The organism is Actinosynnema sp. (genome assembly GCF_052038725.1).
Genome location: NZ_JBQGCX010000948.1, coordinates 1 through 1,754 on the forward strand (window position 1 = coordinate 1; position 1,754 = coordinate 1,754).

Below are 1,754 nucleotides of genomic sequence, written 5' to 3' on the forward strand. Positions count from 1 at the left end.
CCCCGCAGGCGATCCGCGAGGCCTGCGAACAACTCCTGGAGATCGCCCGCCGCCGCCCCGTCGCCATCACCGTGGACGACGTCGAGCACGCCGACCTGCTCAGCCTCCAGGCGCTGCTGTACCTGCTGCGCCGGATCGACACCGCCCGAATGATCGTCGTGCTCACCGAGTCCGACCACTCCCGCCGCGTCAACGCCCTGTTCCGCGCCGAGCTCACCCGCATGTCCCGCTTCACCGGGATGCGCCTGTCCCCGCTGTCCCCGCGCGGCGTCGCCCAGGTCATCACCAGGGAGCTGGACCCGGCCACCGCCGCCTCCGCCTCCGCCCTCACCGTGCACGCCGTCAGCGGCGGCAACCCGCTGCTGGTCAAGGCGCTGCTCCAGGACCACCGCGCGGCCCACCTCGGCGGTGCCGAGCACACCGCCGACGACGCCGTCGTCATCGGCGAGGCGTTCCGCAGGGCCGTCCTGGCCTGCCTGCACCGCTGGGACCCGGAGCTGCTGGAGGTCGTGCGCGCCGTCGCCGTCCTCGGCGAGAACGCCACCCCCGAACTGCTCTGCCGCTTCCCAGGGCTCACCACCGCCGCCACCGAGGCCGTCACCTCCCTCAACAGCTCGGGCCTGCTCGACGACGGCCGCTTCCGGCACCCCGCCGTGCGCGCCGCCGTCCTCGGCGACATCGGCGCCGACGAGCTGACCGAGCTGCACCAGCGCGCCGCCGAGCTGCTCTACGTGGAGGGCCTGCCCAGCGGCGACATCGCCACCCACCTGGTCGCGGCGGGCGCGGCCACCGCGCCCTGGTCGGGGTCCGTGCTCCGCGACGCCGCCGCCAGCGCCCTGGTCGAGCAGCGCCTCGACCACGCCACCGACTGCCTCAAGCTCGCCCGCGCCGCCTGCCCCGCCGACGACGAGCCGGGCCAGGCCGCCCTGCTCGCCGCGCTCGCCGCCGTCCAGTGGCGAACAACACCGTCCGTGGTCGCCAGGCACCTGCCCGCGCTCGCCGAGGCCGCCGAGCGCGGCCACCTCGACCCGCGCGACACCGGAGCCCTGCTGCGCTACCAGCTCTGGCACGGCCGCCGCGCCGAGGCCGGGACCACCCTGCGCCGCATGGAGGAGGCCGCCGCCAGGCCCGGCAGCCCCGTCCTGGCCGAGCACCGCGTCCTGCGCGACTGGGTCCGCTGGCAGCACCCGACCGTGGCCGCCGCCGTCCGCCCCGCCACCGGGGACCGCCGCTCCGCGCTCGCCCGCGACCACCAGGAGGACCTCCTGGCCGCCGCCGAGTGGGTCCTGCGCAACCGGTGGATGCCCGACAGCGCGCCGGAACTGGTCGTGCACGCCCTCATGACGCTCGCCGCGTGCGGGGCGCTCACCCGCGCGAAGCACTGGCACGACGCGCTGCGCGAGGAGCTGGGCACCGGCCAGAACACCACCTGGAAGGCCACCCTCGCCGACGCCCGCGCCCACATCGCCCTGCTGGAGGGCGACCTGGCGGGCGCCGAGCGCCAGGCCCGCCTCGCGCTGGCCACCCTGTCCCCGCGCAACTGGGGACAGGCCATCGCCTCCCCGCTCGCCGCCCTCGTGCTCGCCACCTCCACGGCGGGCAAGCACGACGAGGCCGAGGCCCAGCTCAAGCGCAGCGTCCCGGTGACCGTGCGCGACACCTGGCACTGGGCGGTGTACCTGCGCGCCAGGGGCCACGCCCACCTGGCCGCCGGTCGCCCCCACGCCGCGCTCGCCGACTTCGAGGAGTGCGGC

Annotated in this window: 1 pseudogene; it reads left to right on the plus strand. The window is 76.6% G+C overall.

Annotated features, from left to right (window positions below):
- Nucleotides 1-1,754: pseudogene (locus tag ACTUAL_RS20075) on the plus strand (hypothetical protein); the annotation flags it as partial.